Annotated in this window: 12 protein-coding genes and 1 other annotated feature; of the genes, 11 read left to right on the top strand and 1 reads right to left on the bottom strand. The window is 51.3% G+C overall.

From position 1 onward, the window contains the following. The first annotated feature begins 559 nt into the window (after positions 1 to 559). The 11 genes from HOLDEFILI_RS00520 (at position 560) to HOLDEFILI_RS18125 (ending at position 15,135) form a co-directional block, all read left to right on the top strand. Positions 560 to 1,036, top strand: coding sequence for a PTS sugar transporter subunit IIA (locus HOLDEFILI_RS00520; RefSeq protein ID WP_039863553.1), 477 nt, complete (start codon positions 560 to 562; stop codon positions 1,034 to 1,036). A gap of 161 nt (positions 1,037 to 1,197) precedes the next feature. Next, the gene (gene rplK / locus HOLDEFILI_RS00515; protein WP_006057336.1) at positions 1,198 to 1,617 is read left to right on the top strand and encodes a 50S ribosomal protein L11; all 420 of its coding nucleotides are present in this window, start codon (positions 1,198 to 1,200) and stop codon (positions 1,615 to 1,617) included. 15 nt (positions 1,618 to 1,632) lie between these two features. Beyond that, positions 1,633 to 2,316: a 50S ribosomal protein L1 gene (gene rplA / locus HOLDEFILI_RS00510; RefSeq protein ID WP_006057335.1), complete on the top strand. Its 684-nt coding sequence runs from the start codon at positions 1,633 to 1,635 to the stop codon at positions 2,314 to 2,316. 32 nt (positions 2,317 to 2,348) lie between these two features. Continuing rightward, positions 2,349 to 2,474 (top strand) — a sequence feature (ribosomal protein L10 leader region). Positions 2,475 to 2,507: 33 nt separating this feature from the next. Next, positions 2,508 to 3,029 (top strand): 50S ribosomal protein L10, encoded by a 522-nt coding sequence (rplJ, locus tag HOLDEFILI_RS00505; protein ID WP_039863550.1) that lies wholly within the window; start codon positions 2,508 to 2,510, stop codon positions 3,027 to 3,029. A gap of 27 nt (positions 3,030 to 3,056) precedes the next feature. Continuing rightward, a complete protein-coding gene (rplL, locus tag HOLDEFILI_RS00500) occupies positions 3,057 to 3,428 on the top strand; it encodes a 50S ribosomal protein L7/L12 (protein ID WP_006057333.1) in 372 nt (123 codons plus the stop codon). Between the two features lie 73 nt (positions 3,429 to 3,501). Further along, the gene (locus HOLDEFILI_RS00495) at positions 3,502 to 4,098 is read left to right on the top strand and encodes a class I SAM-dependent methyltransferase (protein WP_039863549.1); all 597 of its coding nucleotides are present in this window, start codon (positions 3,502 to 3,504) and stop codon (positions 4,096 to 4,098) included. 109 nt (positions 4,099 to 4,207) lie between these two features. Continuing rightward, positions 4,208 to 8,347: a DNA-directed RNA polymerase subunit beta gene (gene rpoB / locus HOLDEFILI_RS00490; RefSeq protein ID WP_039863548.1), complete on the top strand. Its 4,140-nt coding sequence runs from the start codon at positions 4,208 to 4,210 to the stop codon at positions 8,345 to 8,347. A gap of 14 nt (positions 8,348 to 8,361) precedes the next feature. Beyond that, on the top strand, positions 8,362 to 12,159 hold the full coding sequence (gene rpoC / locus HOLDEFILI_RS00485; protein WP_006057330.1) for a DNA-directed RNA polymerase subunit beta': 3,798 nt from the start codon (positions 8,362 to 8,364) through the stop codon (positions 12,157 to 12,159). 97 nt (positions 12,160 to 12,256) lie between these two features. Then, positions 12,257 to 13,597 (top strand): NADP-specific glutamate dehydrogenase, encoded by a 1,341-nt coding sequence (gene gdhA, locus HOLDEFILI_RS00480; RefSeq protein WP_039863547.1) that lies wholly within the window; start codon positions 12,257 to 12,259, stop codon positions 13,595 to 13,597. A gap of 113 nt (positions 13,598 to 13,710) precedes the next feature. After that, positions 13,711 to 14,550, top strand: a complete 840-nt coding sequence (locus HOLDEFILI_RS00475) for a metallophosphoesterase (protein ID WP_006057328.1) — start codon at positions 13,711 to 13,713, stop codon at positions 14,548 to 14,550. Between the two features lie 138 nt (positions 14,551 to 14,688). Then, positions 14,689 to 15,135, top strand: a complete 447-nt coding sequence (locus tag HOLDEFILI_RS18125) for a MarR family winged helix-turn-helix transcriptional regulator (RefSeq protein WP_050766895.1) — start codon at positions 14,689 to 14,691, stop codon at positions 15,133 to 15,135. A gap of 191 nt (positions 15,136 to 15,326) precedes the next feature. Here HOLDEFILI_RS18125 and HOLDEFILI_RS00465 read toward each other — a convergent pair whose 3' ends face one another. Next, positions 15,327 to 16,106, bottom strand: a complete 780-nt coding sequence (locus HOLDEFILI_RS00465) for a MurR/RpiR family transcriptional regulator (protein WP_039863546.1) — start codon at positions 16,104 to 16,106, stop codon at positions 15,327 to 15,329. Positions 16,107 to 16,281: the final 175 nt, after the last annotated feature.

The following is a 16,281-nucleotide window of genomic DNA, read 5'->3' as shown; positions in this document are numbered from 1 at the left end:
TCTATTTCAGAGATCGCGGAGATCTTAGATGAAGATGAAACAGTAATTCGTCAGATATTTATCTGTCATGAAGAACATCCTGAATGGACCGCGGATCAGATTGCAACGAGAATAAGAAACTAGTATCGAGCTTCCTATTCTAATTTCTATTTATGGAAATTGTTGTTGAAATTGATCGGCGAATAGATGAGGCAGCGGGATTACTTTTGTTTCTTAAGCTGAGCGTTGCTTATGTATGCCAGGCCGGAATACGTCCCAAGAAAGGCATGGATTCCGGCTTTTTGTAATTTAGGCTGAAGACATCGGCAACACCGCCAGTACAAAGCGGCTGATTATCTAAAAGCTTGAGAATTTGAGATCAGGAAAGTAACCTGAATTCAGAAAAAATAAGTAGAAAGAACAGAGAAAAATGAAGGAATCCTTAAACAACAGGATTAACCGTTGCGAATTAGAACGGTATTCTTTAAAATGAGAACAATGAAACATCGCAAATCATCCGAATCTTTCCTGCTTATCAATCTAAGCAGAACTTTGGATGAGCTTGCGCAAGGAGGCTGCCATGTTTAATTTATTTAAGAAACCTGCGTATTGCGACATCCTGGCACCGATTGACGGCATCAGTTTGCCCTTGGAAGAAGTGCCGGATCCGGTATTTGCGCAGAAGATGATGGGTGAGGGAATTGCATTTCGTTTTGAAGGCGAAAAGATTCTGTCGCCGCTGACCGGCACAGTGCTGCTTGTAGCGGCAACGCGTCATGCGGTCGGATTAAAAGGCGCCAATGGCGTTGAGGTGCTGCTGCATGTCGGCATGGATACAGTGGAGCTTCAGGGCCGAGGCTTGGAAGTTTATGTTCAGCCTGGTGCAAAAGTCCGGGCGGGAGAACCGCTGATCCGGATTGATCGGGGATTTATGGAAAAAAATCATATCGATCTGACGACGATGCTGGTCGTAACCAACGGTGGCGGGTATCAGCTGGAAATTGCCAAGCCCGGGGTGGTTAAGACCGGCGATCCTGTCATTCGTGTGACGCGTTGATAAATCCGGCCAAAATCGAAAATATCCCTTGACTAAAGGGTTAAATCTGCTTAGAATAGTAATGCTGTCGAAGGCAGCAAGTTTTATTATGCGTGGGAGGACGGTGTTGCACCTGTCCACTAACCACAGCACAGACAATCAATTTTAAGGAGGAATGTCTTGTGAGCAAGAAAGTTGCAAAGATTTGTAAGCTCCAGTTCCAGGCAGGCGGAGCCCGGCCGGGACCGGCGCTGGCCTCTGCAGGCATCAACATGCCGCAGTTCTGCAACGCATTTAACGATGCGACCAAGGATCGTGCAGGCGATATCGTTCCTGTCATCATCACAGCGTATGAAGACAAGAGCTTTGATTTCGTTCTGAAAACGACACCAGCCTCAGTTCTGATCAAGAAGGCTGCCGGTATCAAGTCCGGATCGGGCAGTGCCAAAGCCAACATCGTCGGAAAAATCTCTCTGGAAAAGTGCAGAGAAATCGCTGAGTACAAGATGCCGGATCTGAACGCCAATGATGTAGAAGCAGCAATGCGGATTATCGCCGGAACAGCGCGCAATATGGGCGTCGCTGTCGAAGGTATGGAATAAGAGAGGGACATCACGATGGCAAAAAGAGGTAAGAAATACACAGAGGCCCTGAAGCAGGTCGACGCAGCGAAGCTGTACAGCCTGGCGGAAGCGGTAGCTCTGGCGAAGAAAATCAACACAACAAAGTTCGACGCATCCGTCGAAATCTCCTTCAACCTGAACGTTGACCCACGTCACGCTGATCAGCAGATCCGCGGCGCGATGGTTCTGCCGAACGGCACAGGCCGCTCCCAGAAAGTCTTAGTCGTGACTCAGGGCGCGAAGGAACAGGAAGCCAAGGATGCCGGCGCAGATTTTGTCGGCGGCAAGGAAATCCTGGAAGATATCAAAAAGGGCTGGTTCGGATTCGACGTGATCGTCGCGACTCCGGATATGATGGGTGAACTCGGCAAGCTGGGTAAGATCCTGGGCCCTAAGGGCTTGATGCCGAACCCGAAGACGGGCACCGTCACGATGAACATCGCCAACGCTGTCAATGAAATCAAGAAAGGTAAGGTTACTTACCGTGTTGACAAAGAAGGCAACATCAACGTTATGATCGGCAAGTGCTCCTTCACTGACGAACAGCTGGCGGAAAACGCGAAAGCGCTGTACAACGTGATCGCGAAGGCACGTCCGGCGGCAGTCAAGGGTAACTACATGAAGAGCATCACGGTTTCCACAACGATGGGACCGGCGATTCGTGTCGCTGCTGAGTAATTGCTTGACAATTACGCAAACCCTGTTAAAATTAGTTTGTTATCAATATACCATAGACAGCAACGGCCTAACGGCTTAATCAGGTTGCCGAGGTAGGAAGATCAACTTTGAACTTTCAAAACCCGTGCTGTCTTGAGTGCGGGTTTTTATATTCAGGTATATTGTGACAGTATAAAATGGAGGTGTACGGAATGAAAGATGCGGTATTAGAATCTAAAAAGGCAGTCGTTTCCGAAATTCAGGAAAAAATGACCGCCAGCCAGTCAACAGTCGTTGTTGAATACCGTGGTCTGACAGTTGCCGAAGTCACTGAGTTGAGAAGAAGCCTGCGGGCTGAAGGCATTGAATTCAAGGTTTACAAGAATTCCATGTCCCAGCGTGCCGCTGAGGCTGCCGGATTCAACGAACTGACAGAACAGCTGACCGGACCAAACGCAATCGCATTCTCTGATGATGCTGTTGCGCCAAGCCGCGTGCTGGCGAAGTTCGCCAAGAAGCACGACAAACTGGTTCTGAAAGGTGCGATCGTCGAAGGTAAAGTCGTCGGCGTCGATACGATTAAGGAACTCTCCAGCCTGCCGAACCGTGAAGGCATGCTGTCGATGCTGCTGAGCTGCCTGCAGGCGCCTGTCCGCAGCTTCGCTTGCGCTGTGAAAGCAGTCGCTGACAAAGACGGAGAAGCTGCTCCTGCTGAAGAAGCAGCTGCTGAATAACAAAACTGACCAAGGAGGAATAAGAACATGGCAAAGTTAACAAATGCTGAAATCATCGAATCTCTGAAAGAGATGACAATTCTGGAACTGAACGAACTGGTAAAAGCGATCGAAGAAGAATTCGGCGTAACGGCTGCGGCTCCGGTTGCAGCAGCGGCTCCGGCTGAAGCTGCAGCGCCTACAGGACCGACTGAAGTTTCCGTATTCCTGAAGGAAGTCGGCGCTTCGAAGGTTGGCGTCATCAAGGTTGTTCGTGAAATCACTGGCTTAGGCCTGGTTGAAGCGAAGGGCTTAGTTGACAAGTGCCCAAGCGCGATCAAGGAAAACATCAAGCCTGAAGAAGCGGAAGAAATCAAGAAGAAACTGATGGATGCCGGCGCTTCTGTCGAAATTAAATAAGTTTCGTACAATCCGACAACAGAACAATTCCGTCATGACGGCGGAATGCAATTAGCCCATGGGAGGCGATCGAATGAGTCATTACTTTACTGACAATCGTCAACTACCACAAAACCGGAAGGAGATTTCTTTCCGGTTTTCGGGCTTTATTATCCCTTTGATCACGGATAACGGCGTGTTCTGTAAAAGTGAAGTGGATTTTGGATCGTATGTCCTGTTGAAAACGATAAAAGAAGAACCGCTGGGAGATCACATATTAGATCTGGGCTGCGGCTACGGCGTGATCGGCGTCACGGTGAAAAAAATGTTTCCGGACGCTGAAATGCTGATGGTGGATGTCAATCCCCGGGCGGTCGAGCTGGCTGTTCTTAATGCGCAGAAGAACAGCGTGGAGGCTGAAGTTCGGGTATCGGATATCTTTGGGAATGTCACTGAAACGTTGAGCGATATTCTGACCAATCCGCCGATCCGGGCGGGCAAGAAAGTGATCTATGCGATGTTTGAGCAGGCGTATGACCATTTGCGTCCGCAGGGACATCTGTATGTGGTGATCCGCAAGCAGCAGGGCGCGCTCAGCGCTAAAGCTAAAATAGAGGAAATATTTGGCAACTGCGAAGTGATCAACAAGGAAAAGGGATATTACATTTTAAAATCGACAAAAACAGATTGACAACTTGTGTTAAGTTTGGTACTATATTAAATTGCAAAAATGTATAAAAGTTAAGGGGGTTTTAGGCCCTTTTAGCCGTTGTTAACACTGTTATGAAAGGATGGCGTACATGGAAAAAATGCAGAACTACCGTATTGAAAAACTGGGTAAAAAGGCAGAACGCCGGAATTATTCCAAGGTCAGCGGCAACCTCGATCTTCCTGATCTGGTTGAAGTGCAGACTCAGTCTTTTGAATGGTTTATCAGAGAAGGCATCAGGGAAGTTTTTGAAGATATTTACCCGATTCAGAACTACGGTGGAAATATTCGCCTGAAATTCGTAGATTACGAATTCGGCACGCCAAAGTATACCGTCAACGAGTGCAAATACCGGGAGGCGAATTTCGCCGCGCCATTGAAAGCGAAAATGGAGCTGGAAATGGTCGACAATACAACCGGTGAAGTACTGACAAAGTGGGAAGACGTTTTCCTGGGCGAATTCCCGATGATGACGGAAACCGGAACTTTCATTATCAACGGCGCTGAACGTGTTATCGTTTCTCAGATTGTACGTTCGCCAGGCGCTTATTTTGATATTGCTTCCGAAGACAAAACTGGCAAAGATAGCTACAACTGTGAACTGATCCCAAGCCGCGGCACGTGGCTGGAGTTCATGACTGACGGCAAGAAGGCGGCGTTAGGCCGGATTGTCAACATGTCAGTCGACCGCAAACGTAAAATTTTATCCACAATCCTGTTCAAGGCAATCGGTATGTCCTTGAACCTGGAAAAGAGCGAAGACGGTTTTGATACGGCGGAAATCCGCCGGTTCTTAAAAGCGTTGGGACTCGAAGTGTTCGAAGAGAACATCGTTGAGGGTGAACCGCGCGAATTCCTGAACCTGTATATGCTTTTATATACCTCGTTCTTCGGCAACTATGAAGAAATCCGCAATACGCTGGCCGCCGATAAGATCAAGACGAGCAACGAGGCGCTGCTGGCAATCTATGAAAACCAGCGTTCCGATGAAGTTCCGACGATCGACGGTTCGGTTAACTTGATGAACGCCAAGTTCTTCGATCACCGCCGGTATGACCTGACCAAGGCCGGCCGGTATAAATTAAATAAGAAACTGTCGCTGACGGATCGGATGGAAGGCACCTATTTGGCCGAAGACGTTCTGAGCGGCGAAGGCAAAGTGTTGTTTGAAAAAGGCACGTTTGTCACGAAGAAGGAAAGAAACGTCCTGCGCGTGGAAATGCTCAAGGGCAGCCATGTAACAGCTTTCCCGTTCGTGCATGAATTCTCGCATCCAGATACTTCCATGATGGATACGTCCTGGAGTCTGGGACTGATCGGCCGGATTCTGGCCAACGACGTCGAGTGCGGCGACCGCCTGTTTGAAAAAGGCACCGTTCTGACGGAAAAAGATATTGAAGCCCTGGCGAAGGAAGTCAAGGAAGTCCGCGTTTATTCCGGACTGGTGGCCAAGCCAGTCGCGCTGACGGCAGAAAACGCCTCTGCGGTCCTGAATTACGGTCACCGTTTCTTCGTGATCGGCCGATTGACGGCGAATAACGAAGACATGACCAACAACGGCGAGCTGGTGGTTGACCGCTACATCCCGGATGAGGATTACTCGAAGCTGAGCGCTTCCGAGCAGCAGGTCATCATCGAACGCGCACATCAGAATCAGGCGATCACAGCCTGGCTGGTCGGCGCGGCCGTACAGACGATCCAGGTATCGACATCCGCCGATTGCAGCAATCCGATCAAGATCGTGGCGATCGACCCGATCAACCAGAAAAAGACGATCACGATTTCCGACATGTACGCCTTCTACAGCTATGAGCTGAACATGATGGACGGCGTCGGCAGCGTCGATGATATCGATATGCTGGGCAACCGTCGGATCCGCACGGTCGGCGAACTGATCCAGAACCAGTTCCGGATCGGTTTAAGCCGAATGGAACGGGTCGTTAAAGAAAGAATGTCAATTGCCGAGGCGGCAGGTCTGACGCCGAAGCAGTTAACGAATATCCGTCCGCTGACCGCGGCGATCAAGGAGTTCTTCTCCTCCTCGCAGCTGTCGCAGTTCATGGATCAGCAGAATCCGCTGGCTGAGCTGACCAACAAGCGCCGTATTTCCGCGCTGGGTCCAGGCGGCTTAACGCGTGAGCGCGCCGGCTTCGAAGTCCGTGACGTTCACAACAGCCATTACGGCCGAATCTGTCCGATTGAAACGCCGGAAGGTCCGAACATCGGTCTGATCTCCAACCTGACAACCTATGCGAAGATCAATGAATACGGCTTTATTGAAACGCCGTACCGTCTTGTTAAAGAAGACGGCGAAGTCACGGAAGACTATGTTTACCTGTCGGCGGATGAAGAAAACGATTACGTCATCGCACAGGCGAACGAAGTGCATGAGGGACGTCTGATCAACGACATGGTCGTTGCCCGAAAAGCGGGAGAAACAATCATGGCTCACCGCAATCAGGTTGAGCTGGCGGACGTTTCACCGAAACAGATCGTTTCCGTCGCAACCGCCTGTATCCCATTCCTGGAAAACGATGATGCTTCCCGTGCCCTGATGGGCGCGAACATGCAGCGTCAGGCTGTGCCGCTGCTGAATCCGCATTCTCCGTATGTCGGAACCGGTATGGAGCACCGCATTGCGCGGGACTCCGGCAGTGCCTGCATCTGCACCGGCAACGGGGTCGTCACCTATGTGGACGCGAATAAAATCGTCGTCACCGAAGATGAAGGGGAACAGCGTGTTTATGAGTTGCAGAAATTCCGCCGTTCCAACGCCGGCACCTGCATCAACCAACGGCCGATCGTCAAGCATGGCGAGCGTGTGGAACGCGGCGATATCCTGGCCGACGGTCCTTCAATGGAAAAAGGCGAGCTGGCGTTAGGCCAGAACGTGACGATCGCGTTCATGACCTGGCACGGTTATAACTACGAAGATGCGATCATCATGTCCGAGCGGATGGTCCGCGACGATGTCTACACTTCTATTCATATTGAGGAATACGACATTGAATGCCGCGAAACGAAGCTGGGACCTGAAGAAATTACCCGCGATATTCCAAACGTCAGCGAAAATGCCTGCCGCCACCTCGACGGCCGCGGCATCGTCATGGTCGGTGCGGAAGTCAAGGAAGGCGACATCCTGGTCGGTAAGGTCACCCCGAAGGGCCAGAGCGAAATCTCCCCGGAAGAAAAGCTGTTGTTGGCGATCTTCGGTGAAAAGTCCAGAGAAGTCCGCGACAATTCGCTGAAAGTACCGCATGGCGGCGCCGGCATCGTTCATTCAATCCGCATTTTCAAGCGCAACGAAGGTCACGATCTGCCGCCGGGAGTCAATGAAGTCGTTAAAGTCTATATCGTTCAGAAACGTAAGATTTCTGAAGGTGATAAAATGGCCGGCCGTCACGGCAACAAGGGCGTTATCTCCAAGATCCTGCCGATCGAGGATATGCCATATTTGCCGGATGGCACACCGATCGATATCATGCTGAACCCATTCGGCGTTCCATCCCGTATGAACATCGGACAGGTTCTGGAAATCCATCTGGGCATGGCCGCGAAGACGCTGGGTGTGAAGTTTGCGACGCCGGTCTTCGACGGAATTTCCAATGATGAACTGAAATCGATCATGGAAGAAGCACAGACCTCCCAGGACGGCAAGCTGGTGCTGCACGATGGCAAGACCGGCGAACCGTATGACGAACGGATTTCTGTCGGCGTCATGTATATGATTAAACTGGCGCACATGGTCGACGATAAGCTGCATGCCCGTGCAACCGGACCGTACAGCTTAGTTACGCAGCAGCCGTTAGGCGGTAAGGCGCAGAACGGCGGCCAGCGTTTTGGCGAAATGGAAGTCTGGGCGCTGGAAGCTTACGGCGCCGCGCATACGCTGCAGGAAATCCTGACTGTGAAGTCGGACGATATCGTCGGCCGCACAAAGACCTACGAAGCAATCATCAAGGGCAAGGATCTGCCGGAACCGGGCATTCCTGAATCGTTCCGCGTCTTGAAGCATGAGCTGCAGGCGCTGGCGATCGACGTCAAGATGCTGGATGAAGAAGGTCTGGAAGTCGATATGAAGAAGATGGAAGCAGACGAGATTAATGAAGTTGCAGCCCTGGAGAACGTCGTATCCGAAACCTCGGCCGAGGTTCCGGCCCAGGTCATCGACGAGGAGGATCTGCCGGAAGAAGCGGCTGTAATCGGATTTGATGACGAAGACGTTGAGTAAAGGAGGCGTAAGCGATGAGTGTCAATAAATTTGCCGCCATTCAGGTCGGTCTGGCATCCCCGGAACGAATCCGCGAATGGTCCTATGGCGAAGTCAAAAAGCCGGAAACGATTAACTACCGTTCTCAAAAACCTGAACGGGACGGCTTATTCTGCGAACGGATTTTCGGTCCTTCCAAGGACTGGGAATGTTATTGCGGAAAATACAAGAAAGTACGCTATAAAGGCGTAATCTGTGACCGCTGCGGCGTAGAAATCACCAAGAGTTCTGTCCGCCGCGAACGGATGGGTCACATTGAACTGGCAGCTCCGGTTGCGCACATCTGGTATCTGCGCGGCATTCCAAGCCGCATGAGCCTGTTGCTCAACATCACGCCGAAGGCGCTGGAAGAAGTCGTTTACTTCGTATCCTGGGTCGTTACCGATCCGATGGATACGCCATTGGCTGTCAAACAGATCCTGTCAGAAAAAGAATACCGTGAGAACACCGCACTGTACGGTCCGGGCAGCTTTGTCGCCCAGACCGGCGCGGAAGCGGTCAAGACCTTGTTGGAAAAGGTTGATATTGAGAAAGAACACGAGATCGTCATTAAAGAACTGGAAAACGCGAACGGCGACAAGCGTAAGAAATTGATCAAGCGCCTGGAAACCATCGACGCGTTCCGGCATTCCGACAACAAGCCGGAATGGATGGTCTTAAGCGTATTGCCGGTCATTCCGCCGGATTTACGCCCGATGCTGCAGCTGGACGGCGGCCGCTTTGCGACCTCCGATTTGAACGATCTGTACCGCCGTGTCATCACCCGAAACAATCGTTTGAAGAAGCTGTTGGAGCTGGGAACCCCGGCGATCATCGTTCAGAACGAAAAACGTATGCTGCAGGAAGCGGTCGACGCTTTGATCGACAACGGCCGCCGTTCCAAGCCGATCACCGGCGCGGGCGGACGGGCGCTGAAATCCCTGTCGCATTCCTTAAAGGGTAAGCAGGGACGTTTCCGTCAGAACCTGTTAGGGAAGCGTGTCGACTTCTCCGGCCGTTCCGTTATCGCGGTCGGACCGGACCTGAAGATGTATCAGTGCGGCATTCCGCGTGAAATGGCAATTCAGCTGTACAAGCCGTTTGTCATCAATGAAATTGTGAACCAGGGCATCGCCGGCAATCCGAAAACAGCGGAGAAGCTGATCGACCGCCAGGATCCGCGTGTCTGGGACGTCGTGGAACAGGTCATTGATAATCACCCGGTCTTCCTGAACCGTGCGCCGACACTGCACCGTCTGGGCATCCAGGCATTTAAGCCGAAGCTGGTCGAAGGCCGTGCGATCCGTCTGCATCCATTAGTCTGTACCGCGTTCAACGCCGACTTTGACGGCGACCAGATGGCTGTCCATCTGCCGTTGTCCGAAGAAGCCCGCGCCGAAGCGGAAATCCTGATGCTCGGTTCCAACAACATTCTGGGTCCGAAGGATGGTAAGCCGATCGTTACGCCGGGCCAGGACATGGTCCTGGGCAACTTCTATCTGAACATGGAAGAAACGGCCGACGAATTCTTTACGAAGGCTGATTTCCTGGATACGCTGGGCGATCATGAAGCGGCTGAAATGTGGCGCCGGTTCGGCACCAACGAAGGCCATGTCTTCAAGGATACCAACGAAGTCTTAATCGCGTATCAGAATAAGCAGGTGCATCTGCATACCCGCATTGCCCTGCCGGGATACGCTCTGCATAAGAGCTGCTTCACGGAGAAGCAGAATCATTCGTACTTGGTAACGACAGTCGGCAAGGTCATTTTCAATGAAATGTTCCCGGCAGACTTCCCGTATATCAACGATGTCAACAAGGCAAGCTTACAGGCGACGCCGGATAAGTTCTTCCTGCCGTTAGGCACAAACATCAAGGAAGCGATCGCTGCCATGCCGCTGAATCCGGAATTCAAAAAGAAGGATTTGTCGAACGTCATCGCTGAAGTGTTCAACCGGTACAGAACGGAAGGCACTTCCGATATCATGGATAACATCAAGGACCTCGGCTTTGAATATTCCACGGTTGCGGGCATGACCGTATCCCTGGCGGATATCAATGTCGTTCCGAACAAACAGAAATATGTTGAGGAAGGCCGCGCTCAGGCGGATAAGCTGGATAAGCTGCTGAGCCGAGGCATGTTGACGCCGCCGGAATGGGAACGCCACTTCTCGAAGCTGTGGGCGGATATCAAGGATGAAATTGGCGATGCCGTTATGAAATCCCTGCCGCGTAAGAACCCGATCAACATGATGGCGGTATCCGGAGCGCGAGGCAACAAATCCCACTTTACTCAGCTGTGCGGCATGCGGGGTCTGATGGCCCGTCCGACACAGTCGAAGTCCAAGAAGGAATACCAGCCTTCGATTATCGAAGTTCCGATTTACTCTTCTTTCCGTGAAGGTCTGAATGTGTCCGAGTTCTTTATCTCGACTCACGGCGTGCGTAAAGGTCTGACCGATACCGCGCTGAAGACGGCTGAATCGGGTTACCTGACCCGTCGTCTGGTCGACGTCGCTCAGGATGTCGTCATCATCGAGGAAGACTGCGGAACCGACCGCGGCTATCTGGTTGAGGATATCGTCGACCGCAAGACCAACACGATCCTCGAACCGTTGGCTGAACGCTTAATCGGCCGTTACAGCCAAGATGCGATCGTTGATCCGAACACCGGTGAAATTCTGGTCGAAGCGGATACTTATATGGATGAAGCGATGGCGCAGCGTGTGGTCAATGCCGGCGTCACCCAAGCTTATATCCGGAATACGTTTACCTGCGAAAGCACCAACGGCGTCTGCCGCAAGTGCTATGGCCGCAACATGGCGACCGGCAAGCTGGCGGAAGCCGGCGAAGCGATCGGCATCATGGCCGCGCAGTCCATTGGTGAACCAGGCACACAGCTGACCATGCGTACATTCCATACCGGCGGCGTCGCTTCCGGTAACGACGGTGATATCACGCAGGGTCTGCCGCGAGTTGAAGAACTGTTTGAAGCCCGCTGCCCGAAACATGTCGCGGTTCTGTCCAAGATCGACGGTGAAATCACCGAGATCAGCGAACTGGAAAACAAGAGCGGCATGCGCATCGTGGTCACCAACGAAAAGGAAAGCATCGAACACAAATGCGATCTGACGCAGACGATCCGTTCCTGGCTGAAAGTCGGGTCCCAGGTTGTTGCGGGCGATAAGCTGACCGAAGGTCAGGTTAACCCGAAGGAACTGCTGGAAGTCGCAGGCGTAATGGAAGTTCAGAACTATATCTTGAAGGAAGTCAAAAAGGTTTACGCTTCCCAGGGTATTGAAATTTCCGATAAGCACATCGAAGTTATGATCCGTCAGATGCTGCGGAAGATCATTGTCATCGACGGCGGCGACACCGGCTTAAGCGCAGGTCAGACGCTGTCCTTGAACAACATCACCGGCATCAACCGCGCTTGTCTGTTAGCGGGCAAGCATCCGGCGGTCTTCGGGCCGACGCTGCTGGGTATCTCAAAAGCATCTGTCGAAACCGATTCCTTCCTGTCCGCGGCGTCCTTCCAGGAAACCACCAAGGTCCTGACCGAAGCGGCGATCAAGGGCAAGGTCGACCATCTGATCGGTCTGAAGGAAAACGTTATCATCGGCAAGCTGATCCCAGCGGGAACCGGCTCAAAATTCGAGCGCGAAACGACGCGCATGATCGAAGAACGGGCAGCGGAGCTGCGCGAGGAACGGGAAGAACGTTCCGTCGATCTGGAAGAAGATGTCAAGCTTCCGGAAGAAATGCTCGGCAGCCACGCTGAACCAGCGGTCTAAAATGAACGAGAGAGGGAATATCCGAAAGGAATGTCCCTCTTTTTTCATTGAATTTTCAGGCCGAGTAGCATATCATAATAAAAAAGGTGGGATAACAATGAATTCATATTGTGAACAAGTTTTACATCAACTGAAACAAAAAGACGCCTCGCAGCCCGAGTTTCTGCAGGCGGTGGAAGAAGTGCTGACATCGGTCAGTCTGATTTTCGATCATCATCCGGAATATGAGAAAATGGCAATTCTGGAACGCTTGACAGAACCGGAGCGGATTATCCAGTTTAAAGTGCCGTGGATGGACGATCAGGGACAGATGCATGTCAACCGCGGTTACCGTGTTCAATACAACAGCGTTTTGGGCCCCTATAAAGGCGGTCTGCGGTTTCATCCGGCGGTGACACTGGGGATGATGAAATTCCTGGCGTTTGAACAGATCTTCAAGAATGCCCTGACCACGCTGCCAATCGGCGGCGGCAAGGGCGGCAGTGATTTCGATCCGAAAGGCAAGAGCGATGCAGAAGTGATGCGCTTCTGCCAGAGCTTTATGATTGAATTGTCCAAGCATATCGGTCCGGACGTCGATGTGCCGGCCGGTGATATGGGCGTCGGCGCACGGGAAATCGGTTATTTATACGGTCAGTACCGGCGCTTGAAGGGCGTCAGCGAGCGTGGTGTGTTAACCGGCAAGGGCGTAGGTTATGGCGGCAGTCTGGCACGCAAAGAAGCGACCGGCTACGGGTTGATCTACTTCGTCTTGGAAATGATGAAAGCGGCGCAGATGGATCCGCAGGGGAAGAAAGCGATTGTCAGCGGCAGTGGCAACGTCGCGATCTACGCCGCGGAAAAAGCGCTGCAGAACGGAATTCAGGTCATCGCGATGAGTGATTCTAAAGGCTATATCGTCGATGAACAGCTGGATCTGGATACCGTGAAGAAAATCAAGGAACAGCTGCGCACCTCGCTTTCGGCGTATCCGGAAATGGCGGGGCATGGCGAATATCATGAAGGCTCGGTCTATGACGCTAACCTGAAGGTTGATCTGGCTTTCCCATGCGCGACACAGAACGAGATCAACAAGGAGCGCGCTCAACGCTTAATCGATGCGGGCTGCCAGCTCGTCGCTGAGGGCGCGAATATGCCGAATGATAACGAAGCGATCGCTTTGTATCGTCAGCAGGGAATCCTGTTCTCCCCGGGCAAGGCGTCCAACGCCGGCGGTGTCGCGACTTCCGCGTTGGAAATGAGCCAGAACAGCATGCGTCTGGCCTGGTCGTTTGAAGAAGTCGACGACAAGCTGCGTGGGATTATGATCTCTATTCATAAACAATGCCAGGAAGCAATCCGGCAATATCAGCTGGATCCGAAGGATTATGTGACAGCCGCCAACATCGCCGGCGTCCAGAAGGTGATCGACGGAATGATCGCAATGGGCGATTATTAAAAAGGAAAGGTTTCCCGCGGCTTTAACGCGGAAGCCGTCCCTTTGAATAAAAGGAGAAATAGAATGAAACAACCGCATAACGATACCGCAGGCATTACAAAAGGAGGCGGGCGATGAAGCTGGCCCTTCTCTTTCTCGGCCTGGCCGCCGCCTATCTGTTGATCGGCTGGCTCGTCAGTTTTCCAATTCGATTCCGATCCTATACGCTGTCCAGTCCGAAAATCAAAGCGCCGGTCCGACTGGCGGTCGTCTCCGATCTGCACAGCACGGTCTATGGTCCGGATCAAAAGCGGCTGTTGGATAAGCTGCGGCAGTCCCGGTGCGATCTCATTCTCATGCCAGGAGATATTATCGACGATATCAAACCGCTGCGGGGTGCGGAATTGTTTCTCGATCAGGTTTCAGCGATAGCGCCGTGTTATTACTGCACAGGCAATCATGAAAATATCGAGACTCTGATCACGCTGCCGGAGGTCAAAGCGCGGGTGCGCCAGGCTGGAATTACCGTTTTGGACAATACCAGAGAAACAATCACAATTCGCGGGACGAGGCTGACGCTGTGCGGCGTTGACGATCCGCGCAAATATGCGTATATTGACCGGGATCAACAGGAAGAAGTCCAGCTGATGAACGAATTGGGATCGATGCAGGATTGTCCGGAATACACGATTTTGTTAGCGCACCGGCCGGAACGGTCGCCAATCTACGCGCAGTTTGGTTTTGACCTGATTGTGTCCGGACATGCCCATGGCGGACAGGTCCGGATTCCGGGACTGATTAACGGCTTGTTCGCGCCCCGGCAAGGCTGGTTTCCGAAGCGGGCCGGCGGTTTGTATCGGGAACAGAACTCAGACCTGGTCGTTTCGCGCGGTTTGTGCCAGCGGTGGTATTTACCGCGAATCTACAATCCCGTAGAAATTCCAGTGATTGAAATCACACCGATTCTTAAGTAAAAGAGCAGGATTCCTGTTCTTTTCTTTTGTCCAGCCTGAAAAGTGAAATAAAACGTTTAATTCACATTGAATTCGGTAAAATTCTATCGTTCGTCTGGACTTTTGATTTATAATAAGAAAAAAGAAAGGAGTGAGTTCATGAATCAAATTCGGGACGTAGTGAATTTAGATACGAAAGCGTTTATCATGTTTTCCGATCTGATCAAGCAGTTTTACGAAGTGAAGTCGGACGCGCTGAAAGTTTTGGATCTGAAGTTATCCCATCTCAAAATCCTGCATCTGTTGTCTGATCATAACGGGATCAATCAACAGGAAATTGCGGTCATTTCCGCAAGCAAGCGCTCCACAATTTCAGAAATCATTTCAGAAATGGAGAGTGAAGATCTCGTGATGCGGATAGGCAATGACAAGGACCGCCGAGTAATGAACATCTTCCTGACAGAGAAAGGGAAATCCGCTTCAGATCTCATCCAAACCGAGTTCAGACGCTACTGTATGCAGTGCATGGACGGTTTCTCCGATGCCGAGGTTCTGTTGTTTCAACAGCTGCTTCATCGCTTCCAATTCCAAAGTGAAAAGAAATAATTTCGAAAACGTCAAAGACTGGAAGTCCTCCCCCTTGGAAGACTTCTTTTTTCATTCCCGAGAAGAATGTGAACTTGGAGAGAAACGCAGAACTCGCATTCTGGTCGAGATGAACCTCTGGATAATCAATGGAATAACAAACGGAATAACAAAAAGAAACCCCGCTCCAAGCAAAGCGGGCAGGAAAAACTTTACCGGGCTTCGGCCGCGGCGGCGGCCTGTAATTCAGAAACCAGGTAAAGGGTAATCTGATCGGCTAAAGCGAGATTCATCGCAAAGTTCAGATTGGGATAGGCCAGAAAAAAATCCGGATTATAAGTAGCTTTCAGTTTTTCTGAGCAGGAAATTAAGATCAGGTTTACGTCCGGTTTCCGCAGCGATAAGATATAAGGCAGGATTGAGTCATGATCGTAACAATCGTAAACAACTGCGGTACAGCCAGCCTCTAACGCCTGCATCTCGGGATATTGATCTTCCGGCGCATAATAATTCGTACATTCGATTGCCTGCATCCCCAGCTCCATTTGCAGCATCAAGGCGGCCTGCGGTTTTGGCGATCCAAAGACTGCGACTTTTGGGGCTTGGATTAAACAACGGGCAGCTTCTGTTAAATCGATGGTTTGCACGGCTTGATAGGCCAGCTCATTCATCTGATCCAGCTGCCTGCGCATGGCGGTTTGTCCCTTTTCATGGGGAAGCGGGCTCTTGATAAGCAGCTGTCCGTCGCCATGCACGTAATCCGGGATTGCCTCCTGAAGCTGGTTGGCCATTGTGCTGTAATTGCGGTAATCCATTAAGCGGGTAAAACGGGATAAAGAAGCAGGCGATACGCTGCAGATCTCAGCCAGCGCTGTCAGGGAATAGTCGTCCAGTTTCGAAATATTCCGGCTTAACTGCCGGGCGATGGTCCCGTATGTATCATTCCGCGAACGAGTATTGCTTAATAAATTCAAGATATAATAGATTAACATAAAGGCTCCTGTCCGCTTCGTTTTGCGGGTCTTGTCATTAGTATACCTGTTTTGAAGACGTTAAAAAAGAGTGATTTTCAGTTTTGGAAAATCTTTTCAAAAACTGGAAATGAATTCTAAACCTGATCGGAGGTTCCCTCAGGAAGACTGGTAGAATAGAGAGGAAATGAGGGAG

Origin of the sequence: Holdemania filiformis DSM 12042 (assembly GCF_000157995.1) — a bacterium.
In the GTDB taxonomy this organism is placed as follows: Bacteria; Bacillota_I; Bacilli_A; order Erysipelotrichales; family Erysipelotrichaceae; genus Holdemania; species Holdemania filiformis.
Note: the sequence above shows the minus strand (reverse complement) of the source record. Positions and strands in the feature narration are given on the sequence as shown.